Source organism: Saprospiraceae bacterium (assembly GCA_016713025.1).
GTDB lineage: Bacteria > Bacteroidota > Bacteroidia > Chitinophagales > Saprospiraceae > OLB9.
Map to the genome: position 1 here is coordinate 293,173 of JADJPZ010000003.1, position 17,702 is coordinate 310,874.

19 protein-coding genes are annotated in these 17,702 nt (G+C 38.1%); 4 read left to right on the forward strand and 15 right to left on the reverse strand.

Annotation, left to right across the window (positions count from 1 at the left end; all coding sequences use genetic code 11):
• Positions 1-52 precede the first annotated feature (52 nt).
• From IPK35_04265 to fabG, 6 genes are all read right to left on the reverse strand, one after another.
• A complete protein-coding gene (locus IPK35_04265; GenBank protein ID MBK8052498.1) occupies positions 53-781 on the reverse strand; it encodes a membrane or secreted protein in 729 nt (242 codons plus the stop codon).
• A gap of 332 nt (positions 782-1,113) precedes the next feature.
• Positions 1,114-1,869, reverse strand: coding sequence for a rhomboid family intramembrane serine protease (locus IPK35_04270; GenBank protein ID MBK8052499.1), 756 nt, complete (start codon positions 1,867-1,869; stop codon positions 1,114-1,116).
• A 35-nt stretch (positions 1,870-1,904) separates the two neighbouring features.
• Positions 1,905-3,098, reverse strand: coding sequence for a glucose-1-phosphate thymidylyltransferase (locus tag IPK35_04275; protein ID MBK8052500.1), 1,194 nt, complete (start codon positions 3,096-3,098; stop codon positions 1,905-1,907).
• Positions 3,099-3,343: 245 nt separating this feature from the next.
• Entirely contained in the window at positions 3,344-3,601 is a 258-nt protein-coding gene (locus IPK35_04280; protein ID MBK8052501.1) for a type B 50S ribosomal protein L31, read from the reverse strand.
• 130 nt (positions 3,602-3,731) lie between these two features.
• A complete protein-coding gene (locus IPK35_04285) occupies positions 3,732-4,112 on the reverse strand; it encodes a DUF805 domain-containing protein (protein ID MBK8052502.1) in 381 nt (126 codons plus the stop codon).
• A 49-nt stretch (positions 4,113-4,161) separates the two neighbouring features.
• Entirely contained in the window at positions 4,162-4,908 is a 747-nt protein-coding gene (gene fabG, locus IPK35_04290) for a 3-oxoacyl-[acyl-carrier-protein] reductase (protein ID MBK8052503.1), read from the reverse strand.
• A 245-nt stretch (positions 4,909-5,153) separates the two neighbouring features.
• Here fabG and IPK35_04295 point away from each other — a divergent pair, with 245 nt between their 5' ends.
• The gene (locus IPK35_04295; protein ID MBK8052504.1) at positions 5,154-5,543 is read left to right on the forward strand and encodes a MerC domain-containing protein; all 390 of its coding nucleotides are present in this window, start codon (positions 5,154-5,156) and stop codon (positions 5,541-5,543) included.
• Between the two features lie 1,112 nt (positions 5,544-6,655).
• On the opposite strand, the gene IPK35_04300 is transcribed toward IPK35_04295, so the two are convergent.
• Entirely contained in the window at positions 6,656-6,862 is a 207-nt protein-coding gene (locus IPK35_04300; protein MBK8052505.1) for a twin-arginine translocase TatA/TatE family subunit, read from the reverse strand.
• Between the two features lie 175 nt (positions 6,863-7,037).
• Between IPK35_04300 and IPK35_04305 the strand changes: the two genes are divergently transcribed.
• On the forward strand, positions 7,038-7,259 hold the full coding sequence (locus tag IPK35_04305; GenBank protein ID MBK8052506.1) for a PspC family transcriptional regulator: 222 nt from the start codon (positions 7,038-7,040) through the stop codon (positions 7,257-7,259).
• Positions 7,260-7,532: 273 nt separating this feature from the next.
• Complete coding sequence (locus IPK35_04310) at positions 7,533-8,180, forward strand: hypothetical protein (protein ID MBK8052507.1); 648 nt, start codon at positions 7,533-7,535, stop codon at positions 8,178-8,180.
• A 1-nt stretch (position 8,181) separates the two neighbouring features.
• On the opposite strand, the gene IPK35_04315 is transcribed toward IPK35_04310, so the two are convergent.
• The 6 genes from IPK35_04315 to mscL all read right to left on the reverse strand — a co-directional run bounded on the left by IPK35_04315 (position 8,182) and on the right by mscL (position 13,331).
• Positions 8,182-8,853, reverse strand: coding sequence for a leucyl/phenylalanyl-tRNA--protein transferase (locus tag IPK35_04315; GenBank protein ID MBK8052508.1), 672 nt, complete (start codon positions 8,851-8,853; stop codon positions 8,182-8,184).
• A gap of 75 nt (positions 8,854-8,928) precedes the next feature.
• Positions 8,929-9,234, reverse strand: a complete 306-nt coding sequence (locus tag IPK35_04320) for an ATP-dependent Clp protease adaptor ClpS (GenBank protein MBK8052509.1) — start codon at positions 9,232-9,234, stop codon at positions 8,929-8,931.
• 47 nt (positions 9,235-9,281) lie between these two features.
• The gene (locus tag IPK35_04325) at positions 9,282-9,752 is read right to left on the reverse strand and encodes a redoxin domain-containing protein (protein ID MBK8052510.1); all 471 of its coding nucleotides are present in this window, start codon (positions 9,750-9,752) and stop codon (positions 9,282-9,284) included.
• A 321-nt stretch (positions 9,753-10,073) separates the two neighbouring features.
• Positions 10,074-11,555, reverse strand: coding sequence for an aldehyde dehydrogenase (NADP(+)) (locus IPK35_04330; protein MBK8052511.1), 1,482 nt, complete (start codon positions 11,553-11,555; stop codon positions 10,074-10,076).
• Positions 11,556-11,565: 10 nt separating this feature from the next.
• Positions 11,566-12,468 (reverse strand): dihydrodipicolinate synthase family protein, encoded by a 903-nt coding sequence (locus IPK35_04335; protein MBK8052512.1) that lies wholly within the window; start codon positions 12,466-12,468, stop codon positions 11,566-11,568.
• Positions 12,469-12,950: 482 nt separating this feature from the next.
• The gene (gene mscL / locus IPK35_04340; protein ID MBK8052513.1) at positions 12,951-13,331 is read right to left on the reverse strand and encodes a large-conductance mechanosensitive channel protein MscL; all 381 of its coding nucleotides are present in this window, start codon (positions 13,329-13,331) and stop codon (positions 12,951-12,953) included.
• 235 nt (positions 13,332-13,566) lie between these two features.
• Here mscL and IPK35_04345 point away from each other — a divergent pair, with 235 nt between their 5' ends.
• Complete coding sequence (locus IPK35_04345; GenBank protein MBK8052514.1) at positions 13,567-14,955, forward strand: aminopeptidase P family protein; 1,389 nt, start codon at positions 13,567-13,569, stop codon at positions 14,953-14,955.
• A gap of 40 nt (positions 14,956-14,995) precedes the next feature.
• On the opposite strand, the gene IPK35_04350 is transcribed toward IPK35_04345, so the two are convergent.
• Together IPK35_04350 and pcaF are read right to left on the reverse strand one after the other, a co-directional pair.
• Entirely contained in the window at positions 14,996-15,589 is a 594-nt protein-coding gene (locus IPK35_04350) for a hypothetical protein (protein MBK8052515.1), read from the reverse strand.
• Between the two features lie 762 nt (positions 15,590-16,351).
• Positions 16,352-17,554, reverse strand: a complete 1,203-nt coding sequence (gene pcaF, locus IPK35_04355; protein MBK8052516.1) for a 3-oxoadipyl-CoA thiolase — start codon at positions 17,552-17,554, stop codon at positions 16,352-16,354.
• Positions 17,555-17,702 lie beyond the last annotated feature (148 nt).

Below are 17,702 nucleotides of genomic sequence, written 5' to 3' on the forward strand. Positions count from 1 at the left end.
TCACTTCTTTAAGGCAATTACATTAATTGGACAAGTTTAAATCATATCCGGTCTACTTCTTCCTCATACTCCAAATTTCATATATCGGCTCACCGGCCGAGCTAAGACCGGAATGATGCCAGTCACCTCCCTGCTTGTCAAAATCGAATGTTAATGTGGCCCCTACCCTTGCATTATTTCTTGAAAAAAATTCAATATTTTCTGAATATTTTCCATTGATGGCTGAATAACTACCGCCACCTGTCCCGAAAAATTCTCCTGTCTCAGTATTGTAAGCTATCCAGTGAAAGCGGTTGCCGGTGAGAATTTTCATTGTTTTTCTGGGTTGATCTGTATTCCTCCTCGTGATTTCTCCTTTTTCTTTTCTTCCTGAAAATAGATATGTTCCTGTCAACGGTGTAGAAGTCTGTTGATCAAAGCGCGTTAATGTTCTGCTTTTTTTAGCTGACCGAAGTGATAGCTGATCTCCATTTTCTTTGTAATAATAAGTGGAAATAGCAGAAGCCTTCATCTTATCAAATGAATCAAATTCATAGTAAAATCGGACGCTGTCACCCATCATTTCATATTTGCCTCCTTTGGTCTGTATAAATCCACCATTATCGGTTCTGTATCTGGTTTTTGTGAAATATCCATCACTCATCACAAAAAGATAATGTGCTTCACAAGAGTCAGTCATCTCTGTGGTGTGCCATACTTTGAAGTGGACTGAACTCTGACTGAATATATTTCCGGTCAAGGTCGAGAGAAATAAGAATAAAAATCCAAATGTTTTCATCATGATTTTATTTTTATTGTAAAAATATCAACAGTTGGTGAAAATCAACAAATAATGGGTGAATTTAACAGTTTTTGACCAAAATATATAACAAAAGTTATATTGCGCAACCTCAGAATAGCACATACCTTTGTCATTGAAAATTGACTGCATATCGACCCTCCGCTATGTAGTGTAATATGACGATGTTTTTAATCCTGTACACTATTAATATTTACTGTGGACATTGAAATTGACTCTCCGCATAAGATTTAAAAGTCTTATGCGGTTTTTTTTTTACAATATTCTGCCAACTACTTTATTTCAGGTTTCATTTTAAGACATGGAGGTAGCAATCATGCTACAAATTCATCGCTTTTGTAGTCGATTTCTGTTTTAACAAACTGTTTGAGATAGATTCCTGCTACCAATCCAAACACAAATCCGCCGATATGTGCCCACCATGCTACGCCTTCGCTGGCGGCACTTGAAGTACTCAATGAGCCAAGTCCCGAAAAAAGTTGCTGAATAAACCATAATCCCAAAAACACCAATGCCGGCACATAAAATGATCTGAAAAACAACAATACTAATACTTTAATCTGTGACTTGGGAAACATCAGTAAATAGGCTCCAAGGACAGCTGATATAGCACCACTGGCGCCCAATGAAGGTATTACTGCAGCTGAAACTTTCATTCCATCTGCACAGGGATTGGATGCCGAACAAGGCAGACAAGCTATCTGGCTCAATTCTGCAGCGGTGGTACTGAAATATATATGGGCAAAACTTGCAAAAAAGCCCCCAGCTAAATAAAATATTGTAAACTGAAGACTGCCGATCTTTGCTTCTATATTATCTGCAAATACCCATAAAAAAAGCATATTTCCAATGAGATGCATCCAACCTCCGTGCATAAAAATACTGGATAGCAAAGTAAAGTAACCTTCACCTTTGACAATGTCTATCGGAATGGCAGAAAACTGACATATCAAATTACCGGGTGTAGAAATCTGTATCAGAAACACTACAACATTGATGACTATGAAAGTGTAACTGACTATTGGTTTGTGTCCTCCTGAGACCTGTGTATCACCTATAGGAAAAAACATCTTTAATAAGTTTTGCTTTTGAAAATGGCCTAAAGTTAATTATTTCTCACATGTGCTGTATTGAAAAATATATGTTCCAAAATTCTTCTATCTGTTTCAGTAAGCAGTAAATTTTTTCTGCTTAACACCAATTCTGCGGTCTCGATAGCCTTTTCAACTTTGTGAGTGCTAAAACCAGCTGCACCTCCCCAGGAAAATGATGGGATAAAAGTCCGTGGAAATCCGTCTCCGAAAACATTAGCCGCTACTCCTACGACAGTGCCTGTATTAAACATTGTATTGATACCGGCTTTAGAATGATCCCCCATGATAAGACCACAAAACTGTTGTCCTGTGTCCATAAATTTTTCATGCGTATAAGACCAAATTTTTACAGGCAGGTAATTGTTTTTAAGATTGGATGTGTTGGTATCTGCACCAAGATTACACCATTCACCGATAACACTATTACCCAGATAACCGTCGTGTCCTTTGTTGGAATTGGCTTGCAATACAGAATTTTTCACTTCACCACCGATCACACATCCCGGGCCTGCTGTAGTCGGGCCATAAATTTTTGCACCCATTTTTACCACCGTATGGTCACAAGCGGCAAAAGCACCTCTGATCATCGAACCTTCCATAATGATGGCTTTTTCTCCCAGGTATACCGGGCCTTCATTTGTATTGATTATACAATGCTCCATCACTGCACCTTCTTCAGCAAAAACAGGATACTTACCTGTAATTCTGTTGGTATCAGAAATCAACGCAGAATTTCTGCCTTCCGTTATCAACTTGAAATCACTGATGATTTCCTCCCCATTCTCGATAAATATATGATAGGGTCTGGTGATCCTGCGGAAGGTGATGCCTGATTCATTGGAAAGATCGATTCCTTTGAGATTCTGAAGGGCATCCTTGTCCTGACTTAAGGTATCAAATTGCAATTCACTGAGCCTTGCTGCGATCAACTCAGATCCCAATAAGAGTGCTTCGTTGGGCCGGAGCTGGAAAATAAAATTTACGAGTTGTTTGTCAGGGAGAAAAGTACTGTTAATCAGGATATTATCCTGAGCAATGCTAATAGGATACTTCTCAGCAAGATAGTCCTGAGTGATATAACTGGCGTTGCCATTCAAATGTTTTTCCCATTTTTCCCTTATGGTAAGGATGCCTACCCTCAACTCACTGATAGGTCGTGTAAATGTCAATGGCAACAAATCGTACCAATGATCATCACCAAACATGATTATATTATTTGGAAAGTCGCTTTTCATAAAATAATGTATAAAAAATATAACGAAGGAAAATCCATAATGTCACAAAAACGAGTATGACATCTAAGAAAAACTACTGGTATTATAACAATATTTTAATCAAAGTAGTATTTTTATAAGCATTATTTTTCAAAATGCTGAGTTAAAAGCATAAAAAAAGCCCTTACTTTTTACAATAAGGGCCTTTATATTTTCATGAAAATATGCAATAAGGTTTACTTATTACCAAATTTTGCAAATTTTTTGTTGAACTTATCGATTCTACCTGCAGTATCCACAAATTTGGTCTTACCTGTAAAGAACGGGTGAGAGTAAGATGATATTTCCATCTTAATTAAAGGATACTCTTTACCATCCGTAAAAACGGCAGTATCTCTGGTTTTTGTACAACTTCTTGTAAGAAACATCTCATCATTTGAAATGTCTTTAAACACTACCATTCTGTAATCCTGAGGATGTATGTCCTTCTTCATCTTAAGAAAAATTATATTGATTTAAAGTGATAACTAACTCATTCCTTAAAAAAGGAACGCAAAGGTAAAACTTTATTCTGATATTTCAATGATCGAAGTAAAAAAAGTGTTAGATTTTTTTTAAGCTGTCTTACACAAAATCATCTTTTCCTAAACTTTCCAATTCATTGGTTGGATTCTTTGGGTCCGGTCCATACTTATTAAAGCCTTTTTCTCCTTCTGTAAGTGCTAAAATCAGATTATAGATAGGAATCAGAAAATACCATCCACTTTTTCCTACATCATGCATCCTCCTTATGATAACTGCCAGAATTGGAATGAAAAAAGTTATTATCAAGATGGATTCAAGTACATTATCTCCTCCTTCAGAAGTAGAAAAAAACAATTCATCCAACTTTTTTACAGGAATGGAAATAATGTTAAAAAACAAGATAAACATCCAGTACTCCTTTCTTCTTGCCCGTCCATTAAAGTCGGCGAATTTTTTGAGAGGCATTAACATGTATTCCATAATTATAATTGTTTAAGTCAGTAATTCTGTAAAAATAATCAGATATTTATTAAACATTTAAACCACCGCAAACACTTAGCACCTGTCCTGTAACATACAGAGACATATCCGAACCCAGATATACACAAGCCTGAGCCACATCATCACCCAGACCCAGTCTCTTTAGCGGAATGCTGTCGGTGTATGCCTTTTTCTGCTCATCTGTGAGTACATGGGTCATGTCCGTTTCGATAAAGCCAGGAGCGATGACATTACACCTGATATTTCGGGATCCTACTTCCTTAGCGATGGATTTTGAAAATCCTATGATGCCTGCTTTTGATGCAGCATAGTTGGCCTGACCGGCGTTTCCAAAAACACCAACCACTGACCCCATATTGATGATGGAACCGGATTTGTTTTTCATCATCGGTTTGAGTACGTGTTTGGTCAGATTAAATACTGACTTGAGATTGACATCCATGACCTGATCCCACTGCTCCTCAGACATTCTCAACATAAGGGTATCCTTAGTGATGCCGGCATTATTGATAAGTATATCGATCTTTCCAAATTCTGCAGTCACATCATTGATGAGTTTTTCTGCTTGCTGATAGTCAGATGCGTCTGATTTATAAGCAATAACCTTGACACCAAAATTCCCGGCTTCTTTGGCGACTGCCTGAGCGTTCTCTTCTGAAGAAAGATATGTAAATGCGATATCTGCTCCTTGCTGTGCAAAAGTGAGTACAATGGCCTCACCGATTCCTCTTGATCCACCTGTGATTAAAGCTACCTTGCCCTGAAGTAATCCCATATTTGTGATATTTTGCACAAAAGTACCTTACAACGATTAATAATGCCGGCTTTTTTGTAAAATTTTTATAACGCAAGGGTACATTTTTAATAAATAGTCTTTTATAAAAAACCATTTTTTGAGGTAATTTTTTTATTCAGTGGATTGGACTGTGCTTTAAAATTTGTTAATACATGCAACATTATTGCATTTTTAGTGTTATTGTTGTATATTTGCATCCAGTTTTTTAAATACATTTATAACAAATGAAATCCTTTTTTAAATTACATCCGGATTCTGCGGGATTTTTTACATCTATGTTATGTGCAATCCACTGTTCAGCAGTACCCTTACTGATTTCTACAGGATTATTGAGTTCAAGTACGTGGTTACACAACCATGCTATTGATTGGGTAGTAATTTTAACGGGGATTTTCATTGCATCCTACTCTCTGGTAGGTGATTTTATTAAAAAGCATAGAAACTATACACCTGTCCTTCTAGGTGGTGTGGGATTTGCATTTTTGCTCATAGGCATGATCGATCACCATGGATGGATGCTTGTCTTCAGTGTCATGGGAGGCCTTATGGTGGCCACGGCACATGTGATCAATCACAGACTTGGAGCAATGTGCACCGCAAAGAGTCATTCCTAATGAAATTCCTTCTTATTAATTTTTTTGGGTGTATCCCATTTTTGCACTAAAATTGTGTAAACTGCCCGCTACCCTCATTCCCAAGCGCAGCTTGAGACGAGTCTCCCGTTAAAACTTAACTACTATAATAATCCACTAAATTGGAAATTTTATAATTATATATAATTATAAATTATAGTGCAATTTTGGGATACACTCATTTTTTTCACTTTTATTACGAAAAATTTCAGTGATTTTGATAGTGATTAAAATTACATTTTGAATGTTTAATTCAATGTCGTTTAGTTAAGGAATTTTGCTTTGTTTTTACCCTAGTGCTACAGGAACAAAATAAATACCTATAAAACTTGATCTTATTCCCAATATCAGCGTTGAAAAGCCTCGCCATAGCTATTGCTATGTCTGTGTTTTTCGCCTTGATCTTGAAAATAATCTACTTCGTTTTATTATGTACTTACTTCATTCCTGTAGCACTAGCTAAATCTTTCCCTTACAAGGGAAAGACTTCATAAAGATGTCTTAACTAAACGACATTGATATTTAATTAGGTACATCTATCTCTGTAAAGGGAAAAGTTCAGGTCACAAAGGGTTTAAACCCCATGAAATAACCACAATTGTCAAAAAATGACTCCATTAAATTGAATTTGGAAGGAAGCCTAAACCATTACTCATTTTGAATATTATAGTGAAAAGAAAATATTCCACAAAAAAAATTAAAATCATAATGTATTGTAAATTAAATAATTATGAATATATATTTTTGCTATCAATTTTCTGTTTGGTATAAACATACTTTTTTTGCCAATTTTTACTAAAGTATGTATAAAATATTTTTCATTTGACAAGCGGTAAATTTAATTTTAGCCAGTGTTATATTTTTAGCAGTACTGTGTCAAGCTACGCTTGAACTTCCGGGACGCTTTTGTCCCGATCAAGACATTATTTTTAAAAATCGTCTTGATCGGCTATATTCAGTATTCGCTGCATATCCTGAATAAAAAAATGAAGTCACTCTGTATTTGACAAAGTAACTTCATTTCTTTATTGAGTGAAGGATAATACTTCAAGTGAAAGTCTGAAGACCTGAAGAAATAAAAATTTGACCGTCTTTTATTGACTATTTTTTTTCGAATCCAGATCTTTCATATTTTCCTTAACTTCAGCTTCTATGTTATTTTTGGCATTGTTAAACTCTCTTATGCCGCTTCCTAAGCCACGCATCAGTTCAGGAATCTTTTTACCTCCAAAAAAAACTAGAATTATCAAACCAATGACCAACAACTCCTGGCCACCCAATCCAAAAACGAGATTAAACATTTATTTAAATTTTAAGATACAAAGATAATACTTTTCAATCAAATTCAGGAACAGGTATAAATTAATTTGGATAGTAGCACGGAATAATCTACCTTATCCTTAAAAAAGGTCAAAGATTTACACTGATATTGTAAACATTTTTTATATTGCAAATGTTTTTCTTAAAATACTGAAAATGTCTGTCATTCAAAAGTTTATACAACCTATTGTTGAAAAATATAGCTTTGGTGTATGTAGTTACCTCGCTCAAAAGTGGGGTCTGAACGAATCAAAGGTTAGGGTGTATTTTGTATATACAAGTTTTGTCAGTTTTGGTTCTCCTGTCATATTTTATCTTGCTGCCGCATTTTGGATCAACATAAAAAAATATCTGAGAGGCGGTGTCAGAGTCCAATAAGCAAGATATAGTGGACAGAAAATATTCTGCGAAAAATTTAAATCATAATGTATTGTAAATTAAATAATTATGATTGTAAATTTTCGCAATCAATTTTCTGATTGGTATAAGTATTCAAAATTATTTTCTGTCTACCTGCATCAAAGCTATCACCTAACTCTTTGTATTTTTTTTTTAACCGCCTATACTTATCGATCATTTACCCATGATGTGGATTGGAAATATTGCATTTGCGTGTCTTTGGCGACTTTCCTACTGTACAATTACTATCCTTTGGTCAATATCAAATTGAAAGATTTTGGTCATTTTGTTATGAGGAACTTGCCTCTATTTTTACTTATCATATTGAGTGGCATCATGGGAACTCTACTAATGTATGACGATCTGATGAAGCTCAGTTCTCTGTCCGTGGCGTTGGTGATTACATACTTTTATTTTAAAAAACATCCGTCGGGGGAATGGTCAGGAAGGGATCACTATCTATATAAGCCAGTGGCAATAGGTTTTGTTTACGCCATCCTTACGCTGTTCATACCTGCTCAGGATGTTGGTTTATCTGTAAGTGAGTCTTTGTTGCTTGCTGTCGGAAGGATGAGTTTTATCATGGCATTAGCATTAATTTTTGATATATGCGATATCAGAGAAAATACAGATGTACACTACCCTACTTTTCCGGAAATGTTCGGTATCAAAAAAACTAAAATGATAATAAGCGTACTGATTTTCATGTCTTTTATCATTGAAACTATAGCAGTATGGTCTTTCCTGACAGAGATCAAATCATATGTTGCCTTGATGATAACCCTATTTCTGACATTCATACTGAGTATCATGGCACATCGTTACAGACCTTTCTGGTTCAGTTTATTGATCACTGATAGTATGATGATGTTGCCCTATTGTATCATCATCCTTTTATGATTCAGTAACATTGATTTTTCAGCCATTCCTTTCTGTTTTTACCAAGAATCTCTTGAAATTCATCTCCTGAAATGAATTCACCTCCAAGGCTTTCAAGGTAAGCATTTGGTTGCTGACAGTCGATGATGTAAAATCCTTCAGACTCAAGCTTTTGGGCCAATGATATAAAACCAAATCGGGAGGCATTGCTTTTTTTGCTGAACATAGACTCGCCATAAAATACCTTTCCAATATGGACACCGTAAAGACCACCTACCAAAATATCATCATCCCAAACTTCTGCAGAAGTAGCATATCCCATGCGGTGAAGGCAGATATAGGATTGTACTATGTCTTCATTTATCCAGGTACCATTTTGTCCTGATCGGGGATGGTTCTGACAATTTCTGATCACTTCTTCAAATGCCTGATTGTATGTGACCCTGTATTTATTCTGGTTAAAATAGGACTTTATACTTTTGGGGACTTTGGCTCTTTCAGGAAAAATAACATATCTCGGATTGGGACACCACCATATGATAGGTTCTCCCTCGTTATACCATGGGAATATACCATAATGATAGGCCAACAATAATCGTTCAAATTTCAGATCTCCGGTGATAGCAAGAATTCCGGAAGGCTTTACTGCTTTCGGGTGCGGAAAAGATATCTCATCATCAAGGACATAATACATACTTTTTAAAATACAACAAAGGTGAAACATCTTTTAAGATGCCACCTCAATAATTTCATATGAAAGAAGTGTTTATTAATCTTCAACCAATGTTTCTATGACAGCAGAAAGACCTCTGTCGATCAGCGCGTCTTTCATAGGTTTCAACAATGAAAATGACCCGGTCTTGACAGTAGCTTTGCCTTTGAAGTGCACTAATATCGATAGTTGTTCAGATTGTTCCTGAGTATGGTCGCATACATCCATGAAACACTGAATCACCCAATCAAATGTGTTGTAATCATCATTGTACACTACTAAATGCGATCGCTCACCTGTCGAAATGACATCCTCAACAAGTACATCTTCCTTTTCATCAAATTTTGTAATGTTATTCGTCATTGTTTTTGATTGTTGGTCTAAAAGTAGGAGTATGATTAAACTTTACGTTATGACAAAGACTTTAAAGTGTCATTAATGGCTGCAAAGTTAGGAAGATCTCCGGCACTTTCCAAAATTTCTGCGTATTGAATTTTGCCATTTTTATCCACTACAAAAGCAGACCTTTTAGCTACGCCTTTCATACCTAAGACAAACTCATCATACAAAGCCCCATATGCTTTCGCAGTATCCTTGTTCCAGTCTGAAAGCATAGTAAAGTTATACCCCTGAATTTCTTTAAATTTTCCTAAGGTAAAAAGCGAATCAACAGAGATAGCCAGAATTTCAGCATTGAGATGATCATAATCAGATTTATTGTCTCGTATAGAACAAAGTTCATCAGTGCACACTCCGGTAAAAGCAAGTGGAAAGAATAGGATGACAACATTTTTACCTGAAAAATCGGATAGTGAAACGTCTTTTTTATCTGTGGACTTTAAAGTAAAAGGTGGAGCTATATCTCCGATTTGTATACTCATTTTATTTTAAGTTGATGGTTTGGATTGATTAGTCTGTTGGTTTTAGTGCTCTGTCAAGATAAAGAACTTAATTAAATGTGGTTCTTTTTCCGAATATCTGCGTTAAAAATACTCGCCGTAGCTACGGCTATGGCTGTGTTTTTTGCCTTGATCTTCAAAAAATTAACTCCCATTTTAATTTAACCACGTTGGAGTTCGAATTTTAGAAATTAAGCTATTTTTTCAATTCATTCAATAACTCCTACGTGGTTAACTTATTATCTGGACAGAGCACTAGTGCTCTGACTAGATAAAGAATTTAAAAAATTTAACACTAAACGCTTAAGAAAGTTCAACCTTTAATGGATTTCTTCCATATACCCCGTTGGTTTTTCTCATTATACCTAAGGGATTCTCATTTTTTAATTCCTCCGGCAGAAGTGAGTCAGGGCAATCCTGATAACAAATGGGCCTCACCCATCGTTTGATAGCTTCCATACCAACAGATGTAAATCGACTATCTGTTGCAGCAGGATATGGTCCTCCATGTACAGTGGCATTACTTACTTCCACACCAGTTGGCACTCCATTAAAAACTATACGTCCAGCAATATTTTTTGCAACGTCAATTAGATCTTTATTCACTTCGAGGTCATGGTCAGTGCCCATGATAGTGGTAGTAAGCTGACCTTTTAGCTTTTGCCATACGTGCATCAATTCTATTCTGTTTTCACAAACTATGATCATAGAAAAAGGTCCGAAAACTTCATGATGGAGGTCAGGATTGGCCAAAAAAGTATCAGCCGAAACTTTGGCAAGTACGGGACTTGCAGACATGGCTTCTTTCTCATGTGCATGATAAACTGTCTCCACACCTTTGTCCATCAGTATTTTATCCAAAGCTGCATAATAACTCTGATGTATACCTTCATGTAGCATTTTGTATGCTGGTATCATGGACAATTCAATGGCAAGCAAACTTATAAAATGATTGAGCGGACTACTTTTTACTCCTATCATGATCCCGGGATTGGTACAAAACTGACCGACTCCGATTGTAATTGATCCCGCAAAAGCTTTAGCCATCTCAGGTGCCCGATGGACAAGAGCGTCCTTTAGCAAAATGACGGGATTAGTACTTCCCATTTCAGAAAAAACAGGTATCGGTACTTCCCTTTTCTGAGCATAATCAAAAATAGCTCTTCCACCTGTGAGGCTTCCGGTAAATCCCACCGCAGCGGTCAGTGGATGCTGAGTGAGGGTTTTTCCTATTTCAAAAGATGTCCCTCCTGCATGTTGAAATGTATGAGGATGTAGGCCACAATCATGTACCGCCTGCGTAATTGCACCTGCTACCAATTCAGAAGTCTTTGGATGCGAAGGGTGCCCTTTTACTACCACAGAGCAGCCTGCGGCAAGAGCAGATGCTGTATCACCTCCAGCTGTTGAATATGCCAATGGAAAATTGGATGCCCCAAAAACCAATACCGGGCCCATAGCTATTGTCATCTTTCTCATGTCTGGTCTGGGCAAAGGCTTTCGGTCAGGTATTGCAGTGTCAACGACTGCCTCAACCCAACTGCCTTCGGCCACCATGTCACCAAATGCCTTTAATTGTGCACATGTACGTCCTCTTTCTCCCTGAAATCGGCCTATGGGTAAATTGGTTTCTAAAGATGCAGTTTCCAATAAGTGATCACCCAAATTTTCAATATTTTCAGCTATTTTGTAGAGAAACTCTTTTTTTACAGCACCGGAGACACTCTGGTATTGTAAAAAAGCTTCATACGACTGTTCCATTATTTTATTGAGTTCACTATACATATTTTCAAAATTAAATTTTTGGTAATGCTGGTCTTATGGCTAAGGCATCCCGTATGATTTTCTCAATCTCATCACGCTCTTTCCCTATCAAAGGCAACCTTGGCTCCCTGACATATTCCGAACCAATACCTTCTGCCACTTCAGCCAGTTTGATATATTGGACCAGCTTGGTATGTATGTCCAATTCCAGTAATGGTAAAAACCATCTGTAAATTTTCAAAGCTTCATCAATTCTATTTTGCTTAATGAGTTTGTATATGACGACCGTTTCTCGGGGGAATGCGCAAACCAAGCCTGCAACCCAGCCATCTGCACCCATGACCAACTCCTCCATTGCAAGGGTGTCTACTCCACACAGAATTTTCAGCCTGTCGCCAAATTTGTTCTTTAGTCTGGTCACATTTGAAATATCCCGCGTAGATTCCTTTATGGCCTGTATATTCTTACTTTCGATCATTTCTTCAAACATCTCTAAAGTAACCTCCGTTTTATAATCTACTGGATTATTATAGATCATGACCGGCAGATCTGTCGAGTCTGCCACTGTTCTGAAGTACGTGACACACTCTCTGTGATCTGGTTTGTATCTCATCGGCGGCAACATCATCAAGCCCTGAGCGCCCCATTGTACTGCAAGTAATGCTTGTCTGAGCGCTTCTCTAGTGGACCCTTCAGCAATATTGAGCACTACAGGAATCCGTCCTCCCACTTCTTCAATAGTGGTTTTGACAAGGATTTCTTTTTCGCCTTCTGTGAGCGTGCTGGCTTCTCCCAGAGTTCCACCAAGTATGACACCGTTTACTCCTGCAGCAATCTGTGCGTGCAGGTTTTTTTTGTACAATGTGATATCTATTTCAATATTCTTATTAAATTTTGTCGTCAAGGCAGGGAAGACTCCATTCCAATTGATCATAATAATTTTTGTTATTTCTACAGGTAATTGAATAAACCACAAAAATAGATTATTTCAACCTGTGAACAAAAAAATATCCATCAATAAAATGGCTCATCACAAATAAAAAGGGTGTATTTCATTTTGTCGAGCCTCATTAAAAATCATCATTTTATTCGTGATTCAGGCAAGATGCCTGAAAATATTGCATCGTAGCTAGAAGCTACGACGAACAAACGAAAATAGTGTTATGATAAGATTAAATTGACGGATGACTTATTATATCTTTTCCATTTGCTCTTCGTTGATGAACCCCTTCCTTAGCTACGGCTAAGGTCGGGAACCATCGCCTTGATCAAAAGAAAAATATACTTATAATTGATCCGTCATTCAACACTTAACATAGCACTGGATAAGAAATCGACCATTGTGCGAATAAATGAAATGCACCCAATAAAAAAGCCCCGAAAATTCGAGGCTTTAAAATTCTATAATATGAAATCTTATTTTTTCAATAAATCTCTGATCTGAGTAAGTAATTCTTCCTGAGTTGGTCCGGCAGGAGCTGGTGGAGCTGGTGGGTTTATCTTCTTGTACACTTGCATGACATAATACAGGATAATTGAAAGTATCAAAAAGTTTATTATGGTATTGATCCATTTACCATAGTTAATCGCAACTTCAGGTGCATCACCTTCTGCAGCTTTAAGTACAAACTTCAGATCCCCAAAATCTATTCCACCTACAAGCAAGCCTAATGGAGGCATGATGATGTCTTCAGTAAATGATGATACAATGCTACCAAAAGCACCGGCAACAATGACGGCAATGGCCAATTCAAGGATATTTCCTTTGAATAAAAAGTTCTTTAATTCATTTAGCATAATAAGTTGTTTTAAAAGTTAAAAAAATTGTTTTGTTATGACGAAGATACTCAAGAAAGTAACAATATTTATTAAATATTAAAAAAAAAATGTGCTCAAACAAATTTTGAAAGAAAAAATTGTTAAAATTGTTCTTGATTGTTGACTTTTCGTAATGCTGAATTGCATGTAAGCTTGAGTAGCATCACGGAGGCATCTCTTTAATTTTCCTAAAATAATATAAATGCATTTCAGAATATTTTCATCAGACACTTATCTCAACAGAAGAACAGTGCTCAGACATGGTCTTGAGTCAGGATTGATAGTACTCCTGGGCAATCAGGAAGCCCCAATGAATTATAAAGACAATACATATCATTTCAGGCAAGACAGCACCTTTTTATATTACTTCGGCCTTGATGTACCGGGTCTGTCTGCCGTCATTGATGTGGATGCAGGGCACGAATGTATCTTCGGCACAGATCTAAGTATTGATGATATCGTGTGGACCGGGCCTCAACCCAGCGTCAATGACATGGCTCAAAGTGTAGGTGTACATTCGACTCAGGATTACAACCACATCGAGTCCATCATCAAAAAAGCACTGAAATCAGGCAGGAAAATTCACTATTTGCCACCTTACAGGCATGACAATATCATCAGGTTGGCTCAATGGTTGGATATCTCTACTGAAGAAGTGATGCTCCAACCTTCCTTACCTTTGATCAAAAAAGTCATAAGTCAGAGGAGCATCAAAGAGGATTGTGAGATTACTGAAATAGACCATGCAGTAAATATAACTACGGATATGCACCTGGCGGCTATGCAGCATGCAAAACCGGGACTGAAAGAGTATGAGCTGGTTTCGTTAGTACATCAGGAAGCAATAAAAGGTGGCGGCAATCTTGCTTTTCCCATCATCCTGACAACAGATGGTCAAACCCTTCACAATCACTATCATGGCAATACTCTCAGAGATGGGCAAATGATACTCTGTGATGCAGGTGCAGAAAACGACATGCATTATGCCGGCGACATGACCTGTACTTTTCCGGTTGGACCTGCATTTACGTCAAGACAAAAAGATATATATCAGATTGTATTGGATACGCACACAAAGGCAGTAGAAATGTTGCAGCCAGGTATTCAATATCGTGACATCTATCTTCAGGCATGCAGAAATATCTTCAACGGATTAAAGTCACTCCATCTTACCAAAGGCGATGCTGACGAAGCAGTAGCAGCAGGTGCGCATGCTATGTTTTTCCAGTGTGGTCTTGGGCATATGATGGGATTGGATGTACATGACATGGAAGATCTTGGCGAACAATACGTAGGCTATACCACCACTCTCAAAAAAAGCACTCAGTTTGGTATCAAATCACTTCGGCTTGCCAGGGAATTGCAATCAGGTTTTGTCCTTACCGTAGAGCCGGGTATATACTTCATACCTACACTCATAGATATGTGGCGTGCTGAAGGCAGGTGCAGAGATTTTATCAATTATGAAGTCCTCGAGAAGTACAAAGACTTTAGTGGTATCAGAGTTGAAGAAGATTTTCTGATCACGCAAGACGGATATAGACTATTAGGACGGTCGCTGCCCAAAACTATTGAAGAAATTGAAGATCTAAGGCGTAAGTAGTTTCATCAGCTACCTACTTTATTCCAGCAATACCAGATCACTAAGGTATGAGACTATGATAGAGTTCATTACTTATTGAAGCCTTACCTATTCCTGAAGGAAAAGTGATATCAATGATTCTCAGATTACCATTCTTCCCGATTTTGAAGGTACGCTTGGATATGACCTTCTGCATCAACCATCCGATACCCAAAGCTACCGCACCTATAGCAAATGTTCCGGTAGTAAACGAATACTTTCCTGCCAAAGAAGCTATACCGCCAAAGACAAACCAGCCGCTACCAAAACCCAGAAATAAATGACCAAAGGCTTTAGCTGTTCTGTTGTAGATTCTAAAATGAGTTATGTCCTTTAATGGTACCATACCATCCTCGAAAACTAAAAGATCGTCACCATGTATGATATAGTCGATCGTCCTTTTTTGCCATTCATTGGGTCTGTCAGATGATTTGAAAGTGATCTCATCACCCGGAGCAAACTTTATTGCTTCTACCTGATGAGGCACTTCCAGCTGAAGGAGAATCTGTGCATGGCATTTTTCGGAAAAAAACTGACTGAAAACTAAAAATAAAACCAAATACAAAGGTGTGCCTAGTTTTGCATTAAGAACTTCGAAAGAAAAATATTTTAACATTGGCTTGAAAATATATATTTTAGGGTGTACTTCATTTTTTCGCTCCACATAAAAAATCATCAATATTTAATTTCGCTCTTCAGGAAAGATGCCTGATTATATTGCATCGTAGCTTAGAAGCTACGACGAACTAACGGATATCAGATTCTTTAAAGTAAAATTGTAAGGCTTTAGCATTGTGTATTAACGTTTAAAATGAATACAAAGTTTAAAATGGAAATGGGTTAGTGAAAAGTGCATAATAATCAAAAACATGGTGGCATATTATCTAAAAAAAGCTAGCTCAAGTGGCTTCGGTTTCTCCGCCGCGGCGGATGCGCTCAGCCACCAGTGATAGGAAAACTGAATGAAATGAAGCATAAGCAAGGTATTGGCTTAGTGATAATATCTAAAAAAAAGCTAGCTCAAGTGACTTCGGCTTATGATATGATACAGTTTTCTGCAAAATGGAGTTCTGCAGAGTTGTAGTAATCGCTCACCAGTCCTCCTTCGTGGGCTTAGTGGTTGATGGGCACTAAGATCGCTCACCAGTCTTCGCTTTGCTCAGCTTAGTGGTCGATGGGGATACCATTTTTTGAATTGTAAATTCTTAAAATATAGTATCGAAGTTGTAAACTTCGACAATCAGGCAATCAGGAAAGTGGCTTCGGCTCCTTCGCCGCAGCGAATGCACTCAGCCACCGTCTTTGAAACAGGTGATTGATTAATTACGGATTTTAAATTGGTCACCAGTCCTTCTTCGTCGGCTTTGTGGTCGATTACTTATACTTTCTCCAAAATGACAGCATATCCCTGACCTACTCCCACACACATGGTGACAAGGGCGTATCGCAAATTTTTTCTTTTCAACTGCAGTGCAGCAGTAAGTATGATCCTCGCCCCAGTCATACCTAATGGATGCCCCAGTGCGATAGCGCCACCGTTAGGGTTGACTCTCTGATCGTCGTCAGCAACGTGCAAGGCTCTAAGACATGCCAATACCTGAACCGCAAACGCTTCATTGATCTCAATGATATCCATCTGGTCCATGGTGAGGCCAGCTTTTTTAAGGACCTTATTGCTGGCTTCCACAGGGCCGATGCCCATGACTGAGGGTTCAACACCTGCAATTGCTGAGCTCACAATTCTTGCCAATGGTGCCAGGTTGTGGTGCAATAATCCATCTTCAGATGCCAATAGGAGTGCTGCAGCTCCGTCATTGATGCCAGATGCATTTCCTGCTGTGACACTTCCATCCCTGAGGAATGCCGGACTTAATGCTGATAGTGCTTCTAATGTCGTTTCAGGTTTTATATACTCATCATCCTTGAAAATCCGGCTTTGTTTGCCTTCTTTAATGCTCACCGGAACGATTTCATCTGCATATATGCCACTTGCAAGAGCTTCAGCAGCCTTCTTCTGAGACCAAAGTGCAAATATGTCCTGATCGTTGCGACTAATCCCATATCTGGCAGCAAGATTTTCAGCCGTCACTCCCATGGCATCAGTACCGTACATAGCGTGCATTTGGGGATTTACAAACCTCCAGCCAAAACTGCTGTCAAACAGTTCTTGATGACCACCATATGGTATCCCGGATTTAGACATGACCAAAGGAGCCCTAGTCATGTGCTCTACGCCCCCTGCTATCACTAACTGAGCATCTCCACATACGATAGCTCGGTGTGCCTGTACCACTGCCGACATCCCTGAAGCACACAATCTGTTGACTGTCTCACCAGGACAAGTATATGGCAATCCGGCAAGCAAGAGTGCCATACGAGCCACGTTTCTATTGTCTTCACCAGCCTGATTGGCACACCCTAATATGACATCATCTATCAAAGCAGGGTCAAGTGATGGGTATCTCTCCAATAAAGTTTTCAATGGAATGGCTGCCAAATCATCAGCACGCACGGATGATAATGCGCCACGGAGTCTTCCTATCGGAGTTCGTACTCCGCCGATGATGTAAGATGTTTGCATAGGTTGAATGAGTGAATAAGTGTGAAAATGTATTAATGAATCAGTCGCGTTTGATTTATTATGAATCGCTCTCCAGTCCTCCTTCGTCGGCTTAGTGGTCGATACACCCTTTCGACTGAGAAGCGTCCCAAAGGGCGACTCTTAAGCG